This is a genomic window from Afifella aestuarii (assembly GCF_004023665.1).
Lineage (GTDB): Bacteria > Pseudomonadota > Alphaproteobacteria > Rhizobiales > Afifellaceae > Afifella > Afifella aestuarii.
Genome location: NZ_SAUF01000005.1, coordinates 424,668 through 446,968, shown reverse-complemented (window position 1 = coordinate 446,968; position 22,301 = coordinate 424,668). Strand labels below are relative to the sequence as shown.

The 22,301-nt window shown below is 61.3% G+C and carries 18 protein-coding genes and 3 tRNA genes; 2 read left to right on the top strand and 19 right to left on the bottom strand.

Features of this window, described 5'->3' with window-relative positions:
- Positions 1–5: 5 nt before the first annotated feature.
- From nuoG to EO094_RS16130, 19 genes are all read right to left on the bottom strand, one after another.
- Positions 6–2,111, bottom strand: a complete 2,106-nt coding sequence (nuoG, locus tag EO094_RS16220) for an NADH-quinone oxidoreductase subunit NuoG (protein WP_128293938.1) — start codon at positions 2,109–2,111, stop codon at positions 6–8.
- Positions 2,112–2,136: 25 nt separating this feature from the next.
- Positions 2,137–2,430 carry a hypothetical protein gene (locus EO094_RS16215; RefSeq protein WP_128293937.1) on the bottom strand — a complete coding sequence of 98 codons (294 nt, stop codon included), beginning with the start codon at positions 2,428–2,430 and terminating at the stop codon, positions 2,137–2,139.
- A gap of 38 nt (positions 2,431–2,468) precedes the next feature.
- Positions 2,469–3,776 carry an NADH-quinone oxidoreductase subunit NuoF gene (gene nuoF / locus EO094_RS16210; RefSeq protein WP_128293936.1) on the bottom strand — a complete coding sequence of 436 codons (1,308 nt, stop codon included), beginning with the start codon at positions 3,774–3,776 and terminating at the stop codon, positions 2,469–2,471.
- Positions 3,777–3,848: 72 nt separating this feature from the next.
- Positions 3,849–4,850 carry an NADH-quinone oxidoreductase subunit NuoE gene (gene nuoE, locus EO094_RS16205; RefSeq protein ID WP_128293935.1) on the bottom strand — a complete coding sequence of 334 codons (1,002 nt, stop codon included), beginning with the start codon at positions 4,848–4,850 and terminating at the stop codon, positions 3,849–3,851.
- A complete protein-coding gene (locus tag EO094_RS16200; protein ID WP_128293934.1) occupies positions 4,850–6,043 on the bottom strand; it encodes an NADH-quinone oxidoreductase subunit D in 1,194 nt (397 codons plus the stop codon). Before EO094_RS16200 ends, nuoE begins: the two co-directional genes overlap by 1 nt.
- A gap of 261 nt (positions 6,044–6,304) precedes the next feature.
- The gene (locus tag EO094_RS16195; protein WP_128294312.1) at positions 6,305–6,910 is read right to left on the bottom strand and encodes an NADH-quinone oxidoreductase subunit C; all 606 of its coding nucleotides are present in this window, start codon (positions 6,908–6,910) and stop codon (positions 6,305–6,307) included.
- An 8-nt stretch (positions 6,911–6,918) separates the two neighbouring features.
- A complete protein-coding gene (locus tag EO094_RS16190) occupies positions 6,919–7,494 on the bottom strand; it encodes a NuoB/complex I 20 kDa subunit family protein (protein ID WP_370642296.1) in 576 nt (191 codons plus the stop codon).
- Positions 7,485–7,850 (bottom strand): NADH-quinone oxidoreductase subunit A, encoded by a 366-nt coding sequence (locus EO094_RS16185; RefSeq protein ID WP_092812819.1) that lies wholly within the window; start codon positions 7,848–7,850, stop codon positions 7,485–7,487. The genes EO094_RS16190 and EO094_RS16185 overlap by 10 nt, the downstream gene beginning before the upstream one ends.
- A gap of 143 nt (positions 7,851–7,993) precedes the next feature.
- Positions 7,994–8,608, bottom strand: a complete 615-nt coding sequence (locus EO094_RS16180; RefSeq protein ID WP_128293933.1) for a CPBP family glutamic-type intramembrane protease — start codon at positions 8,606–8,608, stop codon at positions 7,994–7,996.
- 310 nt (positions 8,609–8,918) lie between these two features.
- Positions 8,919–10,355: a VWA domain-containing protein gene (locus EO094_RS16175; protein ID WP_128293932.1), complete on the bottom strand. Its 1,437-nt coding sequence runs from the start codon at positions 10,353–10,355 to the stop codon at positions 8,919–8,921.
- 698 nt (positions 10,356–11,053) lie between these two features.
- Positions 11,054–11,130, bottom strand: a tRNA-Asp gene (locus EO094_RS16170).
- Positions 11,131–11,280: 150 nt separating this feature from the next.
- Positions 11,281–11,356, bottom strand: a tRNA-Val gene (locus EO094_RS16165).
- A gap of 119 nt (positions 11,357–11,475) precedes the next feature.
- Complete coding sequence (locus EO094_RS16160) at positions 11,476–11,751, bottom strand: HU family DNA-binding protein (protein ID WP_128293931.1); 276 nt, start codon at positions 11,749–11,751, stop codon at positions 11,476–11,478.
- A 168-nt stretch (positions 11,752–11,919) separates the two neighbouring features.
- On the bottom strand, positions 11,920–14,349 hold the full coding sequence (gene lon / locus EO094_RS16155) for an endopeptidase La (RefSeq protein ID WP_128293930.1): 2,430 nt from the start codon (positions 14,347–14,349) through the stop codon (positions 11,920–11,922).
- Positions 14,350–14,545: 196 nt separating this feature from the next.
- Positions 14,546–15,826, bottom strand: a complete 1,281-nt coding sequence (clpX, locus tag EO094_RS16150) for an ATP-dependent Clp protease ATP-binding subunit ClpX (RefSeq protein ID WP_092812658.1) — start codon at positions 15,824–15,826, stop codon at positions 14,546–14,548.
- A 148-nt stretch (positions 15,827–15,974) separates the two neighbouring features.
- Positions 15,975–16,607, bottom strand: a complete 633-nt coding sequence (locus EO094_RS16145; RefSeq protein ID WP_092812661.1) for an ATP-dependent Clp protease proteolytic subunit — start codon at positions 16,605–16,607, stop codon at positions 15,975–15,977.
- A 194-nt stretch (positions 16,608–16,801) separates the two neighbouring features.
- Complete coding sequence (gene tig, locus EO094_RS16140) at positions 16,802–18,181, bottom strand: trigger factor (protein WP_128293929.1); 1,380 nt, start codon at positions 18,179–18,181, stop codon at positions 16,802–16,804.
- 89 nt (positions 18,182–18,270) lie between these two features.
- A tRNA-Leu gene (locus tag EO094_RS16135) sits at positions 18,271–18,355 on the bottom strand.
- A gap of 237 nt (positions 18,356–18,592) precedes the next feature.
- Positions 18,593–20,110 (bottom strand): NAD(P)H-hydrate dehydratase, encoded by a 1,518-nt coding sequence (locus tag EO094_RS16130; protein ID WP_128293928.1) that lies wholly within the window; start codon positions 20,108–20,110, stop codon positions 18,593–18,595.
- A gap of 190 nt (positions 20,111–20,300) precedes the next feature.
- Here EO094_RS16130 and EO094_RS16125 point away from each other — a divergent pair, with 190 nt between their 5' ends.
- The gene (locus tag EO094_RS16125; RefSeq protein WP_092812670.1) at positions 20,301–20,639 is read left to right on the top strand and encodes a P-II family nitrogen regulator; all 339 of its coding nucleotides are present in this window, start codon (positions 20,301–20,303) and stop codon (positions 20,637–20,639) included.
- Between the two features lie 69 nt (positions 20,640–20,708).
- Positions 20,709–22,118: a type I glutamate--ammonia ligase gene (glnA, locus tag EO094_RS16120; RefSeq protein WP_128293927.1), complete on the top strand. Its 1,410-nt coding sequence runs from the start codon at positions 20,709–20,711 to the stop codon at positions 22,116–22,118.
- Positions 22,119–22,301: the final 183 nt, after the last annotated feature.

Sequence of the window (22,301 nt, the reverse complement as noted above, 5' to 3'; positions counted from 1 at the left end):
CGGGCCTACTCCGCGGCTTCAGCGCGCGGGCCGAGCCGCAGCGCAGAACATTCTGCCATCACTGCCGAAGCACGGGCGATCGGGTTTGTCAGGAAGAAGTCCGGAACGCAGCTGACGAACGGCTCGCTGCCCGGCTTTCCGCCGGCGCGGCCTGAAAGCGACTTGAGGCCGTCCTTGGCAACGTCGCCAATCTCGTCGAGCGCCAGATAGCGCGGATCGCTCTCCGCAAGACGATTGCGCAGCTCCGTAAGCGAATCAAAGGGCAGCGTCTTTCCGAGCACGGCAGAGAGCGCCCTCAGGATCGACCAATCCTCCCGAGCCTGTCCCGGGGGGAAGATCGCACGGTTCGCCATCTGGGCCCGCCCTTCCGTATTCGCGTACGTGCCCGATTTCTCGGTGTAGGCCGCGCCCGGAAGAATGACGTCGGCGCCGTGGGCGCCACGATCACCATGGCTGCCGATATAGACTTTGAAGGTGTCGGGGATCGTGTCGAGCTTGTACTCGTCGGCTCCCAAGAGGAAGAGCACGTCGAGTGCTGCCGTTCCCTCCATCCCGAGCATCTCGGCCGTCGCCAGACAGCCCTCGCCCGGCACAAAACCGAGATCGAGGCCACCGACCCGCGCGGCCGCCGTATGCAGAACGTTGAATCCGTTCCATTCCTCGCCGAGAGCCCCGATCGAATCGGCAAGCTTCACCGCCTGAGAGAGGATCGAGGCGCCGTCGGCGCGGTTGAGAGCGCCCTGCCCGATGATGATCATCGGCCGCTCGGCCTTTTTCAGAACATCGAGGAAGTCGAGCTCACCGGCGACGAGCGAATCGAGGGAGGAAGGTCCGGCCCCCAGATGCGCGTAGGAATAGGTCAGATCCGCCGACTCGCCGATCAGGCCGATCTCAGCCTGTCCGGCGCGCCAGACCTTGCGAATGCGCGAATTCAGAACCGCCGCCTCGACACGCGGATTGGTGCCGATCAAAAGGATCGCATCGGCGTCTTCGATACCCGCGATCGTGGAGCCGAAGACGTAGCTCGCTCGCCCGTTCTTCGGGTGCAGCGGCGAATACGGTTCCCGGCAATCGATGTTCGCGGAGCCGAGCGCAGACATCAGCTCCTTCAGCGCGAACATTTCTTCCACGTTGGCGAGATCGCCGGCGATGGCGCCAAGTTTTTCCGGCGCGGCGGCCTTCACCTTGTCAGCAATAGCGGAGAACGCCTCCTGCCAGGTTGCGGCCCGCAAGCGGCCATTCTCACGCAGATAAGGACGATCGAGGCGCTGTGTCCGAAGCCCGTCGAAGACGAATCGGGTTTTGTCGGAGATCCATTCCTCGTTCACCAGCTCGTTGGTGCGCGGCAGGATGCGCATCACTTCGGTGTTGCGCGAATCGACGCGAATGGCAGAGCCGAGCGCGTCCATGACATCGATCGATTCGGTCTTGTTGAGCTCCCACGGCCGCGCCTTGAACGCGTAAGGCCGCGAGGTCAGGGCTCCGACCGGGCAAAGGTCGATGACATTGCCCTGCAGCTCGGAGGTCATGGCCCGCTCGAGGAAGGTCGTGATCTCCATATCCTCGCCGCGGCCGGTGGCGCCGAGCTCGGAGACGCCGGCGACTTCGGTCGTGAAGCGGACGCAGCGCGTGCAATGGATGCAGCGCGTCATGATCGTCTTCACCAGCGGACCGATGTATTTGTTCTCCACCGCCCGCTTGTTTTCCTCAAAGCGAGAGGTGTCGACACCGTAGGCCATCGCCTGGTCCTGCAGGTCGCATTCGCCGCCCTGGTCGCAAATCGGGCAATCGAGCGGATGATTGATGAGCAGAAACTCCATCACCCCTTCGCGCGCCTTCTTCGTCAAAGGCGACTTCGTCAGCACCTGCGGCGGCTCACCGTTGGGCCCAGGGCGGCAATCACGTACCGCATAAGCGCAGGAAGCGACGGGTTTCGGCGCGCCCTTCAGCTCCACGAGGCACATGCGGCAATTGCCTGCAATCGAGAGCCGCTCGTGGAAACAGAAGCGCGGGATCTCCGCACCTGCGGCCTCGCAGGCCTGCAGAAGCGTGTACGTTACGGGGACCTCGACTTCGGTGCCGTCGACTATGAGTGTTCGCGTATCTGCCATGATCCGTCCTGCGCCTGTCGCCGTTTCACCGACCGGCGGCCATCAAGGGCGCTGCATGCGGCAGCGAGCGGCTGCACCCCATGTAGCGCTTGCGGTCAATATATCCGTTTTTCCAGGCGATCTCCGCCCTGTCCCGATCTGCCATCTTTTGGAAATGAACGATGCCGGGCTCGTTTAGAATGATTTCAAGCGAGACGCCAATAGCGTCAGCCTCTTTTACCCCGTCGCTCTCGGGATTTTGCAGATCGACAAACGTTTCGCGGGTGGCGTGGCCGGAGACAGCGGGCAGACCGCCGAATCGCCGATCGTCCTTCTGCATGCGCCTCCCTCTCATCGTTGCCGTAACCTGAAACAAACCTACTCCGCCGCCTCCAGGACGACCCTGTTCTCCGTCTTCGGATTGGCCGCGTACTGGTCGATGCGCTTTTCGATCTCGGGGCGGAAATGCCGAATCAGGCCCTGAACCGGCCATGCCGCCGCATCGCCAAGCGCACAGATGGTATGGCCTTCGACCTGGTAGGTCACTTCCAGAAGCATGTCGATCTCGCGCTTTTCCGCCTCGCCGCGCGCCATGCGTTCGAGCACACGCCACATCCAGCCCGTGCCCTCACGGCACGGCGTGCACTGGCCGCAACTCTCGTGCTTATAGAAATAGGCGATCCGCGCGATGGCCCGAACAATGTCGGTCGACTTGTCCATGACGATGACGGCCGCAGTGCCGAGGCCCGATTTCAGAGCGCGCAGCGAATCGAAATCCATCGGGCAATCGATGATCTGGTCCGCCGGCACGCATGGGACCGACGAGCCACCCGGGATGACCGCGAGAAGATTGTCCCAGCCGCCACGAATGCCGCCGCAATGCCGCTCGATCAGCTCGCGGAACGGCACCGACATCGCCTCTTCCACCGTGCACGGCTGATTGACGTGGCCGGAAACGCAGAAGAGCTTGGTGCCGGTGTTGTTTTCCTTGCCGATGCCGGCAAACCACGCACCGCCGCGCCGCAGAATCGTCGGCGCAACCGCGATCGATTCGACGTTGTTGACGGTGGTCGGGCAGCCATAGAGGCCCACATTCGCCGGAAATGGCGGCTTCAGGCGTGGCTGGCCCTTCTTGCCCTCGAGGCTCTCCAGAAGCGCCGTCTCTTCGCCGCAGATATAGGCGCCGGCGCCATGGGCGATGAAGATGTCGAAATCCCAGCCGCAGGAATTGTCCTTGCCGATGAGGCCAGCGTCATAGGCCTCGTCGATGGCGCGCTGCAGAGCCTCGCGCTCGCGGATATACTCGCCGCGCACGTAGACGTAACAGGTGTGGGCGCTCATCGCGAACGAGGCGATCAGACATCCCTCGATCAGCGTGTGGGGATCGTGACGCATAATCTCACGATCCTTGCAGGTGCCGGGCTCCGATTCGTCGGCATTGACGACGAGATAATGCGGACGTCCATCCGATTCCTTCGGCATGAACGACCATTTGAGCCCCGTCGGGAAGCCGGCACCACCACGGCCGCGCAGACCCGACTTCTTCATCTCGTCGATGATCCAGTCACGACCTTTGGTGATCAGGTCTTTCGTCCCGTCCCATTGGCCGCGCTTCTGGGCTGCCTTCAGACCAGGGTCATAAAGGCCGTAGAGATTCGTGAAGATGCGGTCTTTATCGGCGAGCATCGGATTTCCTCTTCATCCCGACACAGCAGCAAGGAAGGCAGAAGGCTATCGGGTAAGGTGCGTTCGGTCGCTTCAACTTTTTTCCGTCCCGCCCGAGGCGTCACGAGAGGACTTGTCCGTCTTCCGCCCTCCACCTTTCTCGGCCTGCTCTTGGGTGGTCTCTTTATGGGGCTCCGCGCCAAGATTTTCAGACCCCGTATCCGTGGGTTCGGAGCGCGCGGCCTCTTCGTCGGGCCGGCCAGCGCCGGTCGGACGACCGGCGAGCTCTTGCTTGCCGCTTGGCGTTGCAGCTGCTTCGTTGCGGCCAACCGCCTGCTGCGGCTCTTCCGGAACACCTCCGGCAAGATCCTCGTTGGCGGGGGCGGGCTTCCCGGCAGCGACGGAGGCGCCGTTGCGACCCTCGACCCGCTCGCGGGCCTTGCCGTCAGCGGGAGCACCGCGCGGCGGCTCGCGCAAAACCTGCTCGGAACCGCCATCGATTTCTGTGAGGCTCGTGAGGCCAGATTGCGGCGCCGAATGCTGACGGTCGACCTGGGTGCCTGGACGTGGCGTGCGACCGGCAGCGAAATCATCCAGAATCGCCTCAAAACTCTCCGGCGTCAGATCCTCGTAGGTATCGGAGAAGATCTGCACCATCGGCGCATTCACGCAGGCACCGAGGCATTCCACCTCCTCCCACGAAAACGCACCGTCAGCCGACACTTCGTGCGGGTGCTCGGCGATCCGCCGCTGGCACACCTTCTTCAGCTCGTCCGAGCCGCGCAGCATGCAAGGCGTCGTTCCGCAGACCTGCACATGCGCCTTGGTGCCGACGGGAGAGAGATGGAACATCGTGTAGAAGGTTGCGACCTCCAACACGCGGATTTCCGGCATGGCAAGCATATGGGCGATCGTCTCGATCGCCGGCTTCGTCACCCATCCCTCCTGCTCCTGGGCGCGCCAGAGGAGGGAAATGACGGCAGAAGCCTGCCGACCTTCGGGATATTTGGCGATCTCCTTCTCCGCCCAAGACGTATTCTCGGGCGTGAACGCAAAGGAATCGGGTTGCTGTTCAGCGAGACGACGAACGGCCATCAGCGATCCACCTCTCCAAAAACGACATCGATGGAGCCGAGCACAGACGACATATCGGCAAGCATATGGCCTCGCGAAATCGAATCGAGGCCGGCCAGATGCACGAAGCCCGGCGCTCGAATTTTGCAGCGGTAAGGTTTGTTGGAGCCGTCGGAGACGAGATAGACCCCGAACTCACCCTTAGGGGCTTCGACCGGGGCGTAAACCTCGCCAGCCGGCACATGGTAGCCCTCGGTATAGAGCTTGAAGTGATGGATGAGCGCTTCCATCGAACGCTTCATCTGTCCGCGCTTCGGCGGCACCACCTTGCCGTCCTGGGCCGACACCGGGCCAGCACCTTCGGGCGAATTCAGCTTCTCGCAACATTGCTTCATGATGCGAACGGCCTGACGCATCTCATCCATGTGGATGATGTACCGGTCGTAGACGTCGCCGTTCTTACCGACGGGAATATCGAAATCATATTCCTCGTAGCCGTCGTAGGGCTGAGATTTCCGCAGATCCCACGCGACACCGGCGCTCCTCAGCACGACACCCGAGAAGCCCCGCCGCCACGCCTCGTCGAGCGTCACGACGCCGATGTCGACACAGCGCTGCTTGAAAATGCGGTTGTCGGTGAGAAGCCCCTCGAGGTCGTCACAGACCTTCAACAGCGGGTCGCAGTAATTGTAGATATCGGCGATGAGCTGCGGCGGCAGATCCTGGTGCACGCCCCCCGGACGGAAGTAGGCCGCATGCATGCGCGCACCCGAGGCCCGCTCATAGAAGCCCATCAGCACTTCCCGCGCTTCGAAGCCCCAAAGCGGAGGCGTCAGGGCCCCGACGTCGAGGGCGTGCGTCACGACGTGCAAGAGATGGGAGAGAATCCGCCCGATCTCCGAATAGAGCACTCGAATGATCTGGCCGCGCTTCGGAACCTCCAGTCCCAGGAGGCGCTCCGTAGCCAACGCGAAAGCATGCTCCTGGTTCATCGGCGCGACGTAATCGAGGCGATCGAAATAAGGCACCGCCTGCAGATAGGTCTTGTATTCGATCAGCTTCTCGGTGCCGCGATGCAGCAAGCCGATATGCGGATCGACGCGCTTGACGACCTCCCCGTCCAATTCCAGCACTAGACGCAAAACACCATGCGCAGCAGGATGTTGCGGTCCAAAGTTGATGTTGAAATTACGGAGATCAGCTTCAGAGGGCATGAGTATACGTCGGTCCTGAAGAGAGATGATGAATGACCCGGCAGCGCAACGGCGCGGGCTTTACGGAGCCGCTGGCGTTCGGCCGCACGCTGTCACCGGTGCGATTCGAGACGAGAGGATCGCCAAGCGCGCGCGCTTCATTTTCGCGCCACCCTGCCGCTGTCGACACGGCGCTGGATACGGCTCGGATGCGCTTGTAGCAGCGGGCAAAATTCGTACCGCCGGCAGCGACACGCTCTGCTGCTGCGCGGGACACCTCGCTCAACTCGCCTTCTCGTCCCCGGGCAGAACGTAGTCCGGCCCTTCCCACGGGGATAGAAAATCGAAACTCCGAAATTCCTGTTGGAGCTTCACCGGCTCATAGACGACGCGCGCCTGCTCGTTGTCGTAGCGAACCTCGACGAAACCCGTCAGAGGGAAATCTTTGCGCAACGGATGCCCCCGGAAGCCGTAATCCGTCAGGATGCGGCGAAGGTCCGGATGGCCCGAGAAGAGAATGCCGTAAAGGTCGTAAGCCTCGCGCTCAAACCAATCCGCTCCCGGGAATACGTCGGTCACAGACGGCACAGCTGTATTCTCGTCCGCCTGCACTTTTACGCGGATGCGCGCATTCTGGCGCGGGCTCAAGAGATGATAGACGACATCGAAGCGGCGCCGGCGCGCAGGATAATCGACGCCGCAAACGTCGATGAAACAGACGAACTGCAGCCGCGCGTCGTCGCGCAGGAAGCGCAGGGTCTGAACGATGTCGACAGGGTCGACGGTGATCGTCAATTCGCCGTAGGCGATGGCGGAATCTTCCACACGGTCGCCGAGATGTCCGGCAATGTGAGAGGCGATATCCGCCAGGCTTTCAGTGTCGGCCATGGTCTCGGTCACCGCTCAATCGTGCCAGTGCGGCGGATCTTCTTCTGCAGAAGCAGCACGCCGTACAGAAGCGCTTCCGCCGTCGGCGGACAACCAGGCACGTAGATGTCGACCGGAACGACGCGGTCGCAGCCCCGCACCACGGAATAGGAATAGTGGTAGTAGCCGCCGCCATTGGCGCATGAGCCCATGGAGATGACGTAGCGCGGCTCAGGCATCTGATCGTAGACCTTCCTGAGCGCCGGGGCCATTTTGTTGGTCAGCGTGCCCGCCACAATCATCACGTCCGACTGGCGCGGCGAGGCGCGCGGTGCAAAACCGAAACGCTCCACATCATAGCGTGGGCCGGACGTCTGCATCATCTCGATGGCGCAACAAGCGAGCCCGAAGGTCATCCACATCAATGAGCCCGTGCGCGACCAGTTGATCAGCTCGTCGGTCGAGGTGACAAGCCAACCCTTGTCGGCGAGCTCATTGTTGATCTCGCTGAAGAAGGGATCCCCCTGGCGCGGCAGCGTCGACGAGCCTTCGCGCCCAAGAGGATGCGGGTCGTCGATGCGTGGGCGAGCGTCGGTCAATCCCATTCCAGAGCTCCCTTTTTCCATTCGTAGACGAAGCCAATCGTAAGGACGGCGAGAAACACCATCATCGACCAGAAGCCGAACCAACCGACGGTGTGGAACGCCACAGCCCAGGGGAACAGAAAGGCCACTTCGAGATCGAAGATGATGAACAAGATGGCGACCAGGTAGAACCGCACATCGAATTTCATACGGGCGTCATCGAAGGCGTTGAAGCCGCATTCGTATGCCGACAGCTTCTCCGGATCCGGCGCACTGTGGGCAACGATAAATGGAGAAACCAGCAACGCCAGCCCGATAACCAGCGCAAGCGCAATGAAAATGACGATGGGCAGATAGCTGAGAAGAAGCTCGTTCATCATAACGACCGGGCCATCCCCGGTAGACGGTATGTATTGGCGCAAGTCAGAGCGTCAATGGTTCATCCGGGTGCGACGGAGGGGATTTTCCAATCGCACCACTGTGTGAGTTAGACCGGGACCTCGTCCTGCGCAACCCTGTCTCATCCACCAGCGCTCAGATAAAAGAACCGGCCGAGACCGATGGTGAAGACGAGGTCACCATAGAGGGCGTGTTCCAACCAAACCGGCCAGAAAGAGCGCGCTTGTGCGTAGCGCCGGGCCAGGAGAAGCCCCAACAGAAAGGCCCCGGTAACCGACATCGCGCTGCCGAAAATGATGTGGGCGAAGGCAAAGAGTACCGCATTCGCCGCGACGGCGACCGCCTCGTGATGCCCGAAGAGGCCACGATAGCGATGGAAGAACCACACCCGATAGACAAGCTCCTGCGGCAGCGCCGACAGGAGCGGATAGAAGACGAGGATCATGAGCCAGAGCTGCGGGTGGATCCGCAGCAAGCCGAAAAGTCCGTCCGGCAAAAACCACGCGGTGGCAGCCGTCAAAAAGGCGGCGGCGCCAACGAACAGAATCAGGATCCGGCGAAGGATACCGTTCTGCCACTGCAGCCGGAACGCATCCCGCCAACGGAACGAGCGATCCGTCGCGAAAATCAGAAGAATCGCAGGCAGCGTCGCTGTCAGCAACGCGAAGACCGGCATGTGCCAGTTGATCACCATCCAATGGATGGCGAGCGGTGCGCCGAGATAGATAAGCGCCACCTCACCCAACAGGCGGAACCGCAATCGTGGCGGACGTGCTTGTCTCGACTCCACCCCTCACCCGACATCTTCCAGACATCCCTCTCGCGACCCGGAATTTATGGCGCGACCTGCCGGCGCCCATGGTCATCGTGGACGGGACGTTGGCAGCTTCCAGCAAGGTTCGGGCATCGCAAGATTCGCGCCTTGAGAGAGGGAAAACGGGAGATGACGGGGAAACCCCAGGAACGGCGTCAGGCCCCCTTCCCCACCCGCAGAAGATCTGCGGATGGGGAAGGCTGTTTCGGCGCAGGCGGCCAGGCCGCCGACGTCAAAAATAAACGTCCGAGCTGCTGAACTCTCCAGCACTGATGCCGTCGATCGTGATGCTGCCGCCCTCGGCGAAGTTGATGACGACATTGCCGGAGGCGTCGGTTGAAAGAGCTGCATCGAGCTCAGCCGAACTGCCGATCGAGGTCTCGGAGAGATCGATGTGGTCACGCCCGTCCTCAAACCCATAGACGGTGTCATCACCATTGTTGGGTCCGGCGGCATAGACGTCATACGAGTACGAATCGGATCCCAGATAGATCACGTCATTGCCCGTGCCACCGTAGATGACGTCGTCGTCCTCACCGCCAAAGATCGTATCATCGCCCGCAGCGCCGTAGATCGTATCCGCACCGGCCCCGCCCGCAACCTCGTCATTGCCTGAGCCTGCGCCGAGAATGTCGTCATCCGCGCCACCGACCAAAACGTCGTGACCCGCTCCGATATAGGCCACATCAGAGCCACTCCCGCCGTAGATCACATCGCGAGAGGCGTCAGAGCCGCCGTAGACCGTGTCGTCGCCATCGCCGCCGTACAGGGAATCCGCGCCAGTTCCGCCGCCCAGGATGTCGTCGCCCTTACCACCGCCGATGACATCGTTGCCGGCGGCCCCATACGCCTGGTCGGACCCATCACCGCTCCAAATCTTGTCGGCTTCTCCGCCACCGAACATCGCATCATTGCCGGACCCGCCGAACTCCACGTCGTCGCCTGGTCCACCGAAAATCTGATCGCTTCCGCCAGCCCCGGAGATCGTGTCGGCTCCGCCTCCGCCGATCAGAGTATCAAAGCCGATACCGCCGTTCAGCGCATCATCCCCAGAAGTGCCGGTGATAGGTTCGGTCCCCGTCAGGATCACCGAAAGAAGCGAATCAACGACGTCCGAGGTGGTTTCCGCTTCAATCACGCCCCCTCCGGTCGCGGATGCCAGGTCCTGGAAGGCCTCTTTGGTGCCACTGTCGATGCCAGAGCCAGAAACGCCGATGATGACGCCGTAGATCTGCACATCCTGACCGTTGGCGAGTGAAACCACTTCGTCATGAAGATCGGTGTCTTTGGGAGGCGCGTCGCCGAACAAAATGATGCGCCGCGCTTCAGCTTCCGGGCGCCAAGCGCCAATATCGCCGTCGAGCGCATGGAGAAGACCTCCGTTGACGAGTTCCGGGAGGTCGCCCCCGCCGGATGCGTAGAGGCTCTCAATCGCCTCACGTGCCGCGGTCTCCCTCGCAGAAACGCTCGTATCGTTGGTGAAATTCAGAACAACCTCAGTATCCGGGTCATTGTAAGCGACCAACGCTACGCGCGCATCAGTTGTACCAGAGCCAAAAATCGCGTCGATAACAGATGTGACGCTTTCTTTTACCGTGTCGATTTCGTCCCACATGCTTCCGGTGGTATCGATCACGAAGGTAATGTCCTGCTGAATGCTGGTCGCCATGCTTGTTTCCCTCAGACGCAATATATAATTCTTATTTTTAATAATTTTTTATCGGCTTTGTCTAGGCACGTTCTAATTTCCGGAACCTTCCTGCAAGCGTCGATAAGATCGGACTTCGTATGACGCCATTCCGAGGCACCGGGACCTGCAAGCCCCCCTCCAATCCCGCCCTTCGCCACGCATGTCGCGGAGCGGCGCCGCCGGCAATTCGTCTCCCGTCAGACCTCATCACGATCGCGCCAGGACGGCAGCCCAGCGCGAGCAAGGTCCGATTGCGATGGCAGCGCTCAATCGGAGACGCGAGTTGAGGAGCCCACAGAGCGTCACAGACACGCTCGCGGGGAAGTGCCAGAACTTTCCCCGCGCGAGATTGAGATCGGTGCCCTGCGCGCTCCTGGCGGCCTGCAGGGCCCGGTGAAGGCGTGAAGCAGGTCGGCGGGGTGCAGGACCGGTCCGCAATCCGATTTGCCCGATTCGATTCTCTGAGCCAGCCGCCGAACCGAATCGGCGACCTGCGGTGCGGGCTGGTCGCCGGGCAAATGCGAATCGACGGCATCAGAGATGGCGCGCCTGGACACCAATCCGAACGCTACGGGCCGATCAGTCGAAAAGATGAGGTTTGGGAAATTCCGCCTTTGGGGGAGAGAGATGTTCTCTCTCCGGCAGGCTCTCAGACGTTGGTTGGATCTGAGAAAAAATGGCGGGAGTGACGGGGCTCGAACCCGCGACCTCCGGCGTGACAGGCCGGCACTCTAACCAACTGAGCTACACCCCCGCGGGCGGCGTCGGGCCAGTGGTTCGGCCCTCAGCGAGACGGCGAGATAGGTGACTGCGCCGTCTGTGTCAAGCGTGCACCGAACGATTGGTGCAGCTTTCTGAAACCGGCGCCAGCAAGCCGTTGGCTGCGAGCTGGCTCCGGGAATTCTGGTGGGCGGTGACAGGCTCGAACTGCCGACCCTCTCGGTGTAAACGAGATGCTCTACCAACTGAGCTAACCGCCCGCCGCCCCCCTGTATAAAGGGCGGTCGCTCATGACAAGTCTGTTGGAAGAGAATGGATTCCGCGAAGACGGAATCGAAAAGGCCGAAGAGGTCGGCCTTTCAACAAAACAGCGGGACCGTCAGCTATTGACGGCGTCCTTCAAACCCTTGCCCGGCTTGAACTTGGCCTGCTTGGAAGCCTTGATTTCGATCTTTTCGCCGGTCTGCGGATTGCGGCCCGTGCTGGCGGCGCGTTCCGAGATGGCGAAATTGCCGAAACCAAGCACACGCACCTCTTCGCCCTTCTTAAGGGCATCCGTGATGCAGCCGAAAACGGCTTCCACAGCGTCCGTCGCCTGAGTCTTGGACAGATCCGTCTTCTCTGCCACCGCAGCGGCCAATTCACCCTTGTTCATTCTCATTCTCCCTTTGTCGAGATGGCGATTCTCTGCGTCACATTAACGCCTGGGGCAAGCGCCAGAGCCCGGAAAATCTGCAAAATCTTCAAGAAAACTGGGCATTTCCGCAACTTTGAACGACAAAACGGCCCGGAAGGTTCCGGGCCGTCTGAAGCTTAAGCGCACTCAGTGCGCAATCATCGTTGCGGCGTTGTCATCCTCGGCGACGTCAGAGCGTTTTGGCTCGTTCTCCACTTCGCTCCACACGATCGGCTCAGGTTGGCGGACCAATGCATGCCGCAGAACCTCATCCATTCGGGCAACAGGTATGATCTCAAGGCCGCTCTTCACATTGTCCGGAATCTCCGCCAAATCCTTGGCATTATCTTCCGGGATGAGCACGGTCTTGATGCCGCCGCGGAGGGCCGCCAAAAGCTTCTCCTTAAGGCCACCAATCGGCAGAACGCGGCCGCGCAAGGTGATCTCACCGGTCATGGCGACATCGCGACGGACTGGAATGCCCGTCATCACCGAAACGATCGCCGTCACCATCGTGATACCGGCCGAGGGTCCATCCTTCGGCGTCGCGCCCTCGGGCACGTGCACGTGGATATCGCGCCGATCGAACAATGGCGGCTCGATGCCGAAATCGACGGCCCGCGAGCGCACATAGGACGCCGCTGCGGAAATCGATTCCTTCATCACGTCGCGAAGGTTGCCGGTGACGGTCATCTTGCCCTTACCGGGCATCATGACACCCTCGATCGTGAGCAGATCGCCACCGACTTCGGTCCAGGCAAGACCGGTGACGACACCAGTCATGTCCTCCCTTTCGGCTTCACCGAATCGGTACCGGGCCACACCCAGATAATCGGCGAGATTGTCTGAGGTGATCGCGACCTTCTTTTCATCGCTCGTCAGGAGCTTCTTCACCGCCTTGCGGGCGAGTGTGGCGAGCTCTCGCTCGAGATTTCTGACGCCAGCTTCCCGTGTATAGCGGCGAATCACCGTCCGCAGAGCCTCGTCGTCGATCGAGAACTCGCCCTTCCGGAGGCCGTGATCCTTTTCCGACTTTGGCAAGAGATGGCGCCGCGCGATCTCGACCTTCTCATCCTCGGTGTAACCGGCGATGCGAATGATCTCCATCCGGTCCATCAAGGCGGGTGGGATGTTGAGCGTATTCGCGGTCGTCACGAACATCACATCCGACAGGTCGTACTCGACCTCCAAATAGTGGTCCATGAAGGTTGCGTTCTGCTCCGGATCGAGCACCTCGAGAAGCGCCGACGACGGATCGCCGCGGAAATCCATGCCCATCTTGTCGATCTCGTCGAGCAGGAAGAGCGGGTTGGACTTCTTCGCCTTGCGCATCGACTGGATCACCTTGCCGGGCATCGAGCCGATATAGGTGCGCCTGTGGCCGCGGATTTCGGCTTCGTCACGAACGCCGCCCAGCGACATGCGCACGAAATTGCGGCCGGTGGCCTTTGCGATCGACTTGCCGAGCGAGGTCTTGCCGACGCCGGGAGGTCCGACGAGGCACAGAATCGGACCCTTCAGCTTGTTGGCGCGGCTCTGCACGGCGAGGTACTCGACGATCCGCTCCTTGACCTTCTCAAGACCGTAATGATCGGTCTCGAGCACGGATTCGGCATGACCGAGATCGTTCTTCACCCTGGTGCGCTTGCCCCACGGGATGCTGAGCAGCCAATCCAGATAATTGCGCACGACGGTCGCCTCGGCGGACATCGGGCTCATCTGGCGCAGCTTCTTCATCTCCGCCTCGGCCTTTTCCCGGGCCTCCTTGGAGAGCTTTGTCTTGCCGATGCGGTCTTCCAGCTCGCGCAGCTCGTCGCGTCCGTCTTCCGAATCGCCGAGCTCCTTCTGGATCGCCTTCATCTGCTCGTTGAGGTAGTACTCGCGCTGCGTCTTCTCCATCTGGCGCTTGACGCGCGAGCGGATGCGCTTCTCCACCTGCAGAACGGAGATCTCGCTCTCCATCAGGCCGAGCACCTTTTCCAGGCGGTCGGTCGCAGAGGTGAGAGCCAGGATTTCCTGCTTCTCGGGAATGCGAATGGCGAGATGCGACGCCACCGTATCGGCGAGCTTGGCATAATCCTCGATGTTGGCGACGGCGGTCAGAACTTCCGGGCTCACCTTCTTGTTGAGCTTCACGTAGTTCTCGAACTCCGCGACCACGGAGCGCGACAGCGCCTCGACTTCCACCTCGTCGCCCAGCGTCTCCGGAATCTCTTCGGCCTCGGCCTCGAAAATGTCCTTGCGATCACTGAAGCGCTTGATGGACGCACGGCTGCGCCCCTCGACCAGCACCTTCACGGTGCCATCGGGCAATTTCAAAAGCTGCAGAACCGAGGCGAGCGTGCCGACCTCGTAAATACGTTCCGGAGACGGATCCTCGTCGCTGGCGTCTTTCTGGGTGGCCAGCAGGATCATCTTATCTGCCCGCATCACCTCTTCCAGGGCATTGATCGACTTCTCCCGCCCGACGAAGAGCGGCACGATCATGTGCGGGAAGACAACGATGTCGCGAAGAGGAAGGACGGGATAAACCCCGTTCCCTTCAGCAGATCCGAGGAAACCAGTGGGTTCTGTCATAAGGATTCCTTCGCGTTCGCCGGTCGATCCGACGAAATCTCAGTGTAAAGAGTACTCGCTTACGGGATCACTTTTGGGCGCAGACAAAATGACAAGCCACACACCTGGCGCGACCGTTCGAAGCGAGCTTGTTGCGTTACCCGGTTAGGTGGATAGGAGAGGCCCGGTTGTCAACCTGAGGCCCCTCACCGCTTTCCTAGGCCGAGCGACCGGCGTTCTGCGTCTCGGAATGACGTTCCGAGTAAATGTAGAGCGGGCGTGCGCTGCCGTTGACCACGTCGCCGGAGATCACGACCTCCTCCACGCCGTCGAGACCCGGAAGATCGAACATCGTCTCCAGCAGGATCGCCTCCATGATGGAACGCAGGCCACGGGCGCCCGTCTTGCGCTCGATCGCCTTGCGGGCGATCGCCGCAAGCGCATCCTCATGGAACGTCAGCTCGACATTCTCCATCTCGAAGAGCCGCTGATACTGCTTCACCAGCGCGTTCTTCGGCTCCGTCAGGATGGAGACGAGAGCCGGCTCGTCGAGATCCTCAAGCGTCGCCACGACCGGCATACGTCCGACGAATTCCGGAATAAGACCGAATTTCAGAAGGTCCTCCGGCTCCACCTGGCTCAGAAGCTCGCCGATCTTGCGATCGTCCGGCGACGCCACGGTGGCGGAGAAGCCGATCGAGGTCTTGCGGCCACGGTCGGAAATGATGCGATCGAGACCGGCGAACGCACCGCCGCACACGAACAGGATGTTCGTCGTATCGACCTGGAGGAATTCCTGCTGCGGGTGCTTGCGCCCGCCCTGGGGCGGCACGGAAGCAACTGTGCCTTCCATGATCTTCAGCAAGGCCTGCTGGACGCCCTCGCCCGACACATCGCGGGTGATGGAAGGGTTGTCCGACTTGCGAGAAATCTTGTCGACCTCGTCGATATAGACGATGCCGCGCTGGGCACGTTCCACATTGTAATCGGCGGCCTGAAGCAGCTTCAGGATGATGTTTTCGACATCCTCACCGACGTAGCCGGCTTCGGTCAGTGTCGTTGCATCCGCCATGGTGAAGGGCACATCGAGAATGCGGGCCAAGGTCTGCGCTAGCAGCGTCTTGCCGCAACCCGTCGGGCCGATCAGCAGAATGTTGGACTTCGCCAACTCCACATCATTGTTCCGCGCCGCATGGTTGAGGCGCTTGTAATGGTTGTGGACAGCGACAGAGAGCACCTTCTTGGCACCCGTCTGGCCGATCACGTAGTCGTTGAGGACGTTGTAAATCTCTTGCGGCGAAGGCACGCCGTCGCCGGACTTCACCAGTGAGGATTTGTTCTCCTCCCGGATGATGTCCATGCAAAGCTCGACACACTCGTCGCAGATAAACACGGTCGGTCCCGCGATGAGCTTCCGCACCTCGTGTTGGCTCTTGCCACAGAAGGAGCAGTAGAGCGTGTTCTTACTGTCCCCGCTGTTACCGCTGATTTTGCTCATCGGTCACCTCTCCGGTGGGCCAGCCCGCCATTCCGGCGCCTGGCACGAGGCGCTGCCGCGAAGCGGCACGCCCCTTTCATCGAACATCTTTGGCTGTACGGTTTCAAGATAAACTTAACAGCTTCTAGCCTGCGTGACGCTTGCAACGTCAACCCTGCCCCTCGGTCTCCGTCATCGCCCGGCTTGTGATCACGCGATCGATCAATCCGAACTCCTGCGCCTGCTCAGCCGTCATGAAATAGTCACGATCGAGCGTCCGCTCAACCGTCTCATAGTTCTGACCTGTGTGCTTGACGTAGATTTCGTTCAGCCGGCGCTTCATTTTGATAATATCCTCGGCGTGGCGCTCGATATCCGAGGCCTGACCCTGGAAGCCGCCCGAGGGCTGGTGCACCATGATGCGGGCATTGGGAACGGCAAAGCGCATATCCTTTTCACCGGCGCAAAGAAGCAGCGAGCCCATCGAGGCAGCCTGCCCGATGCACAAGGTCGACACAGCCGGCTTGATAAACTGCATCGTGTCGTACATCGCAAAGCCGGAGGTCACGACACCGCCGGGCGAATTGATGTAGAGGCTGATCTCCTTTTTAGGGTTCTCCGCCTCGAGGAAAAGGAGCTGGGCACAGACGAGGGTCGCCATGTGATCCTCGATCATGCCCGTAACAAAAATGATGCGCTCCTTCAGAAGGCGCGAAAAGATATCGTAGGCGCGCTCACCCCGGTTGGTCTGCTCCACGACCATGGGGACGAGGTTCATGTAGGTTTCAACGGGATCTTTCATGGGAGGCCTTTGCTCTGCCCGCAGAGGCGCGGGCACGGGGATACGATTCGTCCTAATTTAGGGGGTTCTTAGCAATCTGCCAAAGCCCCGTAAAACATGACGCCCGACTTGGCGGAAAAAAGGCCGCGCGATGCGCGGCCTGCGTGGTGCGGTGACGCAGCGTCGACTGCGTCACACGCCCGTTTGGTCACCTATCAGTGATCGTGGTCGTGATGATGGTGATGCTCGTGGTCATCCTCATCGTCATCGGCAAGCAGCTCCTCACGTGACACCGTCTTGTCGGTGACGTCGGCGAGCTCGAGCATGTAATCGACGACCTTCTCCTCAAAAATCGGAGCGCGAAGCGCCTGCACCGCTTCCGGATTGTTGCGGTAGTGCTCGATCACCTGCTGTTCCTGACCCGGGAAGCGGCGAACCTGCTCGTAGAGAGCGCGCTGCAGCTCTTCCTCGCCGACCTCGACCTTCGCTTCTTCGCCGATCTTCGACAGGACGAGACCGAGACGCACGCGGCGCTCGGCAATGGTGCGGTACTCCGCCCGCGCCTCTTCTTCCGTCGTGCCTTCATCCTCGAAGGAACGACCGTGATGCTCCACATCGTGCATCACCTGCCGCCAGATGTTCTCGAACTCCTGCTCGACCAGCTTTTCCGGAAGCGGGAATTCGTGCTTCTCGTCGAGCGCGTCGAGGAGCTGACGCTTCACACGCTGGCGGGTGGCAGAACCGTATTCGCTTTCGAGCTGGGCGCGGACGGCTTCCTTCAGCTTGTCGAGCGATTCGACACCGAGCTTCTGCGCGAACTCGTCGTCGAGCTTCAGCTCCTGCGGAGCGGCCACTTCCTTGACCGTGACATCGAACGTCGCCGGCTTTCCGGCAAGCTTCTCAGAGGGATAATCCTCCGGGAAGGTCACCTCGATCGTCTTCTCCTCGCCTTCCTTCACGCCCTTCAGCTTCTCTTCGAAGCCCGGGATGAACTGGCCGGAGCCAATGACGATCTGGGTGTTGTCGTCGCTGCCGCCGTCGAAGACTTCGCCATCGATCTTGCCGACGAAGCCGATCGTGATGCGGTCGCCGTCCTTGGCCTTGCGCTTCACCGCCTCGTAGGTGCGGCTTCCTTCGCCGATGGCGTTCAGGCGCTCATCGACCTCTTCATCCGGCACTTCGGCGATCGGGCGCTCGATCTTGATGCCTTTGATCTCGGCGATCTCGAATTCGGGCAGAACCTCGTAATTCACCGTGAAGGTCAGATCGGCATTGGCTGCCAAGATCTCGTTGGCTTCCGCCTCGTCGTCGGTCATGGCGATTTCCGGCTGCATGGCAGCCTTCTCGCCCCGTTCGTTGATGGCCGTACGTGTCGTCTCGGCAACGATGTTCTCGACGATTTCCGCCATCGCGGCCTTGCCATAGAGCCGGCGCAGATGCTCGGTCGGGACTTTGCCAGGGCGGAAGCCCTTGAGGCGGACCTGTCCCCGCAGCTGATCCAGGCGCGCAGCCAGCCGATCGTTCAATTCGCCGGCCGGAACGGTAACCTTCAATTCGCGCTTGAGGCCGTCGGAGAGGGTCTCGTTGATATCCATTGTCGCTTCCTGATGCTCAGGCGAAACTCGCCGCTTGATTGCCTGAAGTTGAGATGTAAGCGGTTCGCGCCGTCAAGCGTCGGGTGACGTGGTGCGGGCGGAGGGACTCGAACCCCCAAGCTGTTAGGCACTTGGACCTAAACCAAGCGTGTCTACCAGTTCCACCACGCCCGCCACCTTCAAGAGCTGGCGCGCCCTGCCAAGGTTGGGGCTCTATATCATGTCTTTGTCCGCGCACAAGGTGGCGCGCAACCGCCAAAAGAAAAGCCCTCCGAAGAGGGCTGAGGTCCAATCATTGTGCAGTGAGTCTTGAAGCTTGCCGTGGCAACCGACGACACATCACGTCACCTGCCCACACGTCCTCTCTTAGCGTAAACTGGAGTTTAACGAAATCCCCCGGTTCGCCTGTGGTTAATCAGCGCAGCATTCAGATGCGAGCTGCGACCACACCGCGGGCAGCATCTCCGATAAATCTTCCGAAATCAGGCCCGGCCCAAAACGGTTTGCCGCATCGGCATGCATCCACACCGCGGCGCATGCGGCTTCGAAGGCCGGCATTCTTTGGGCGGCAAGCCCCGCGATCATGCCAGCGAGAACGTCGCCCGTCCCGGCCGTCGCGAGCCATGGAGCATCCTGCGCGGAAATCGCAGCCCGACCGTCAGGGGCGGCCACGACCGTGTCCGCGCCCTTGAGAATGACGATCGCTCCGGCTCGCTCGGCGGCCTTGCGTGCTTTCTCGACCTTGTCGTCCTCCTCCGCGAGATCAGGAAAAAGCCGCGAAAACTCGCCCGCATGCGGCGTCATCAAGACCGGAGCCGAGCGGCCTGCGATCGCATCGAAGAGCCTGCCGGGATACTCCTTGAAGCTCGTCACGGCATCGGCGTCGAGGACGACGGCCGCCTCGCTCTTCAGGCAGGCGATCACACGTTCGCATGTCGCCTTCCCCACCCCGGCGCCCGGCCCGATCACCACGGCGTTGAGGCGCGTATCCGCAAGAAGCTCGGCCAGACCTCCAGAGCCGTCCGCCTTCTTGATCATGATTGCAGTGAGATGGGCCGCAAGCGCCGGAATGGCATCTTCCTCCGCCGCCATACTGACGAGACCCGCCCCCGCCCGCAGAGCGGCCCGCGCCGCCAGGCGCGCGGCTCCCGTAGCATGGGCAGGCCCTGAGACGACGACGGCATGGCCGCGGGCGTATTTGTGTCCCTCCACACCCGGGAGCGGCAGAACGGTGCGCCACAGGCCTGGATGATTGCGCCACAGGCGGAGCGAAAGACCCGGCAACACCGCGCCCGGGATGCCGATGTCGGCCACATGGATCTCCCCGCAATGGAGACGCCCGGGCAACAGGAGGTGTCCGGGCTTCTCGCGGAAGAAGGTCACGGTCCTTGCCGCCTTGAAGGCCGCTCCGCGAACGCCTCCGGTACGACCATCGATGCCGCTTGGGAGGTCGACGGCCAAAACCGGTCGTTCGCTCGCATTGACCGCCTCGACGAGAGCGGCCACCTCCCCGTCGATCGGCCGCCCGAGACCCGCCCCGAAAAGCGCATCGACGATGAGGTCGGCGGACAGATCGATCCCGGCCGACAGCGGCTCGATCTCGCCCGGCCAGCGCGAAGCGGCGCTCGCCGCGTCACCTGACAGTTTTTCGCGGGAACCGAGGAGCGCAAGGCGGACACGATAACCGCGCTCGGCGAGACAACGTGCGGCGACGAAGCCGTCGCCTCCGTTGTTGCCGGGCCCGGCCAGAACGAGGACATGCCCGCGGTGCGGGCACATGGCCTGTGCATGTTTTGCGACCGCCGCGCCGGCGTTCTCCATGAGCAAAGGGCCGGAAATTCCGGCGTCCATCGCAGCGCGGTCGGCGCGCCCCATTTCCTCCGGAGTGAGGAGGAGAAGAGCATCCCGGGCAGAGAAGTGATCACGCATTGTGCAGTTGCCTCATTATTATGCCGTGCCGATGGGGAAAAAGCGGTCATCCGTCGCCGCAAAATTAGCCTTGGCAGCGGCAGGCGCCTCGTCTTCCATGCGCACGCCGCCGAGAGCGGGCTGGCACGCTTCCTGCTGAGGGGCGGTCGGAGCGACGACGACGCTCACGGGCTCTGGAGTTTCCCTTGATATGAAGAAGATCGAAGCGATCATAAAACCGTTCAAACTCGATGAAGTGAAGGAGGCGTTGCAGGAAGTCGGACTGCAGGGCATCACAGTGACCGAGGCTAAGGGCTTTGGTCGTCAAAAGGGCCATACCGAGCTCTATCGCGGTGCAGAATATGTCGTCGATTTCCTGCCCAAGGTGAAGGTTGAAGTGGTTCTGCCGGACGAGCTTGTCGAGCGGGCCGTCGATGCCATCCGAAACGCCGCGCAAACCGGTCGCATCGGCGACGGAAAGATCTTCATCTCCAGCGTCGAAGAAGCCATTCGCATCCGCACGGGCGAAACCGGCGCAGAGGCAATCTAGAGATCGGTCGCGGCCGGCACTTCTCCGATGGCCGCACCCTTTCCCCATTCCATTTAGAAGGTGACACTCATGAGCAATGCTTCCGATGTCTTGAAAACGATCAAAGACAACGATGTGAAATATGTCGACCTGCGCTTCACCGACCCGCGCGGTAAGATGCAGCACGTGACCATGGACGTATCCATCGTCGACGAGGATATGTTCGCCGACGGCATCATGTTCGATGGGTCCTCCATCGCCGGCTGGAAAGCCATCAACGAGTCCGACATGACGCTGATGCCGGACCCCGACACCGCCGTCATCGACCCGTTCTTCGCGCAGCCGACGCTCGCCATCTTCTGCGACATCCTGGAGCCGTCCACGGGCGAGCCCTACAACCGCGACCCGCGCACTACGGCGAAGAAGGCCCTCGCCTATCTGCAGTCGACCGGCGTCGGCGACACCGCCTTTTTCGGTCCGGAAGCGGAATTCTTCATCTTCGACGACGTGCGCTTCTCCTGCACGCCTTACAACACCGGCTTCCTGCTCGATTCCATCGAGCTGCCCACGAACCAGTGGACGGAGTACGAAGGCGGCAATATGGGCCACCGCGTGCGCACCAAGGGCGGTTATTTCCCGGTGCCGCCGATCGATTCGGCCCAGGACCTGCGCTCCGACATGCTGATGTACATGGCCGAGATGGGCGTCGACGTCGAAAAGCACCATCACGAGGTCGGTTCCGCTCAGCATGAGCTCGGCATGAAGTTCGACACGCTCGTGCGCGTCGCCGACAAGCTGCAGATCTACAAATACTGCATCCATCAGACGGCCGCGGCCTACGGCAAGACGGCGACCTTCATGCCGAAGCCGGTCTTTGGCGACAACGGCACCGGCATGCACTGCCACCAGTCGATCTGGAAGGACGGCAACCCGGTATTCGCCGGCAACCAGTACGCCGATCTTTCGGAAGAATGCCTCTTCTACATCGGTGGCATCCTGAAGCACGCCAAGGCACTCAACGCCTTCACGAACCCGACCACCAACTCCTATAAGCGTCTGGTCCCGGGCTACGAGGCTCCGGTGCTGCTCGCCTATTCGGCGCGCAACCGCTCGGCCTCCTGCCGTATCCCGTACACCAATTCGCCGAAGGCGAAGCGCATGGAGATCCGCTTCCCGGATCCGGCGGCGAACCCGTATCTCGCCTTCTCCGCCATGCTGATGGCCGGCCTCGACGGCATCAAGAACCGGATCCATCCGGGCGACCCGATGGACAAGGACCTCTACGATCTGCCGCCGGAGGAGCTGAAGGACATCCCGACGGTTTGCGGCTCGCTGCGTGAAGCCATCTCTTCGCTCGAAGCCGATCACGACTTCCTGACGGCCGGTGGCGTCTTCGACGAGGATCAGATCGAGGCCTATCTCGACCTCCTGCGCGAGCAGAACATCCGCTACGAGCAGACCCCGCATCCGATCGAGTTCGAGATGTACTACTCGGTCTGACCCTTCGGGCTCAGAGCCATCATCGAAAGCACTTTGGGGAGGCGGTCACCGCCTCCCCTTTTTGTTGCGCGCGCGAATTGGGCCACCTCCCAACGAAACGGCAGAGCCAGAGTGACGTCCTCGGTTTTGGCAAGCCCCTGTGGTCTCGTCCCGACTGCCGGCGGGAGATGAGGCATGGTCGGC

Coding starts and splice junctions, on each gene's coding strand:
- EO094_RS16215 (WP_128293937.1), bottom strand. CDS start 2,430: ATGCAGAAGGACGATCGGCGATTCGGCGGTCTGCCCGCTGTCTCCGGC.
- EO094_RS16160 (WP_128293931.1), bottom strand. CDS start 11,751: ATGAACAAGGGTGAATTGGCCGCTGCGGTGGCAGAGAAGACGGATCTG.
- nuoG (WP_128293938.1), bottom strand. CDS start 2,111: ATGGCAGATACGCGAACACTCATAGTCGACGGCACCGAAGTCGAGGTC.
- nuoF (WP_128293936.1), bottom strand. CDS start 3,776: ATGCTCGCCGATAAAGACCGCATCTTCACGAATCTCTACGGCCTTTAT.
- clpX (WP_092812658.1), bottom strand. CDS start 15,826: ATGAGCAAAATCAGCGGTAACAGCGGGGACAGTAAGAACACGCTCTAC.
- EO094_RS16185 (WP_092812819.1), bottom strand. CDS start 7,850: ATGAACGAGCTTCTTCTCAGCTATCTGCCCATCGTCATTTTCATTGCG.
- EO094_RS16190 (WP_370642296.1), bottom strand. CDS start 7,494: ATGGGATTGACCGACGCTCGCCCACGCATCGACGACCCGCATCCTCTT.
- EO094_RS16130 (WP_128293928.1), bottom strand. CDS start 20,110: ATGCGTGATCACTTCTCTGCCCGGGATGCTCTTCTCCTCCTCACTCCG.
- EO094_RS16175 (WP_128293932.1), bottom strand. CDS start 10,355: ATGGCGACCAGCATTCAGCAGGACATTACCTTCGTGATCGATACCACC.
- EO094_RS16125 (WP_092812670.1), top strand. CDS start 20,301: ATGAAGAAGATCGAAGCGATCATAAAACCGTTCAAACTCGATGAAGTG.
- lon (WP_128293930.1), bottom strand. CDS start 14,349: ATGACAGAACCCACTGGTTTCCTCGGATCTGCTGAAGGGAACGGGGTT.
- tig (WP_128293929.1), bottom strand. CDS start 18,181: ATGGATATCAACGAGACCCTCTCCGACGGCCTCAAGCGCGAATTGAAG.
- glnA (WP_128293927.1), top strand. CDS start 20,709: ATGAGCAATGCTTCCGATGTCTTGAAAACGATCAAAGACAACGATGTG.
- EO094_RS16145 (WP_092812661.1), bottom strand. CDS start 16,607: ATGAAAGATCCCGTTGAAACCTACATGAACCTCGTCCCCATGGTCGTG.
- EO094_RS16200 (WP_128293934.1), bottom strand. CDS start 6,043: ATGCCCTCTGAAGCTGATCTCCGTAATTTCAACATCAACTTTGGACCG.
- nuoE (WP_128293935.1), bottom strand. CDS start 4,850: ATGGCCGTTCGTCGTCTCGCTGAACAGCAACCCGATTCCTTTGCGTTC.
- EO094_RS16195 (WP_128294312.1), bottom strand. CDS start 6,910: ATGGCCGACACTGAAAGCCTGGCGGATATCGCCTCTCACATTGCCGGA.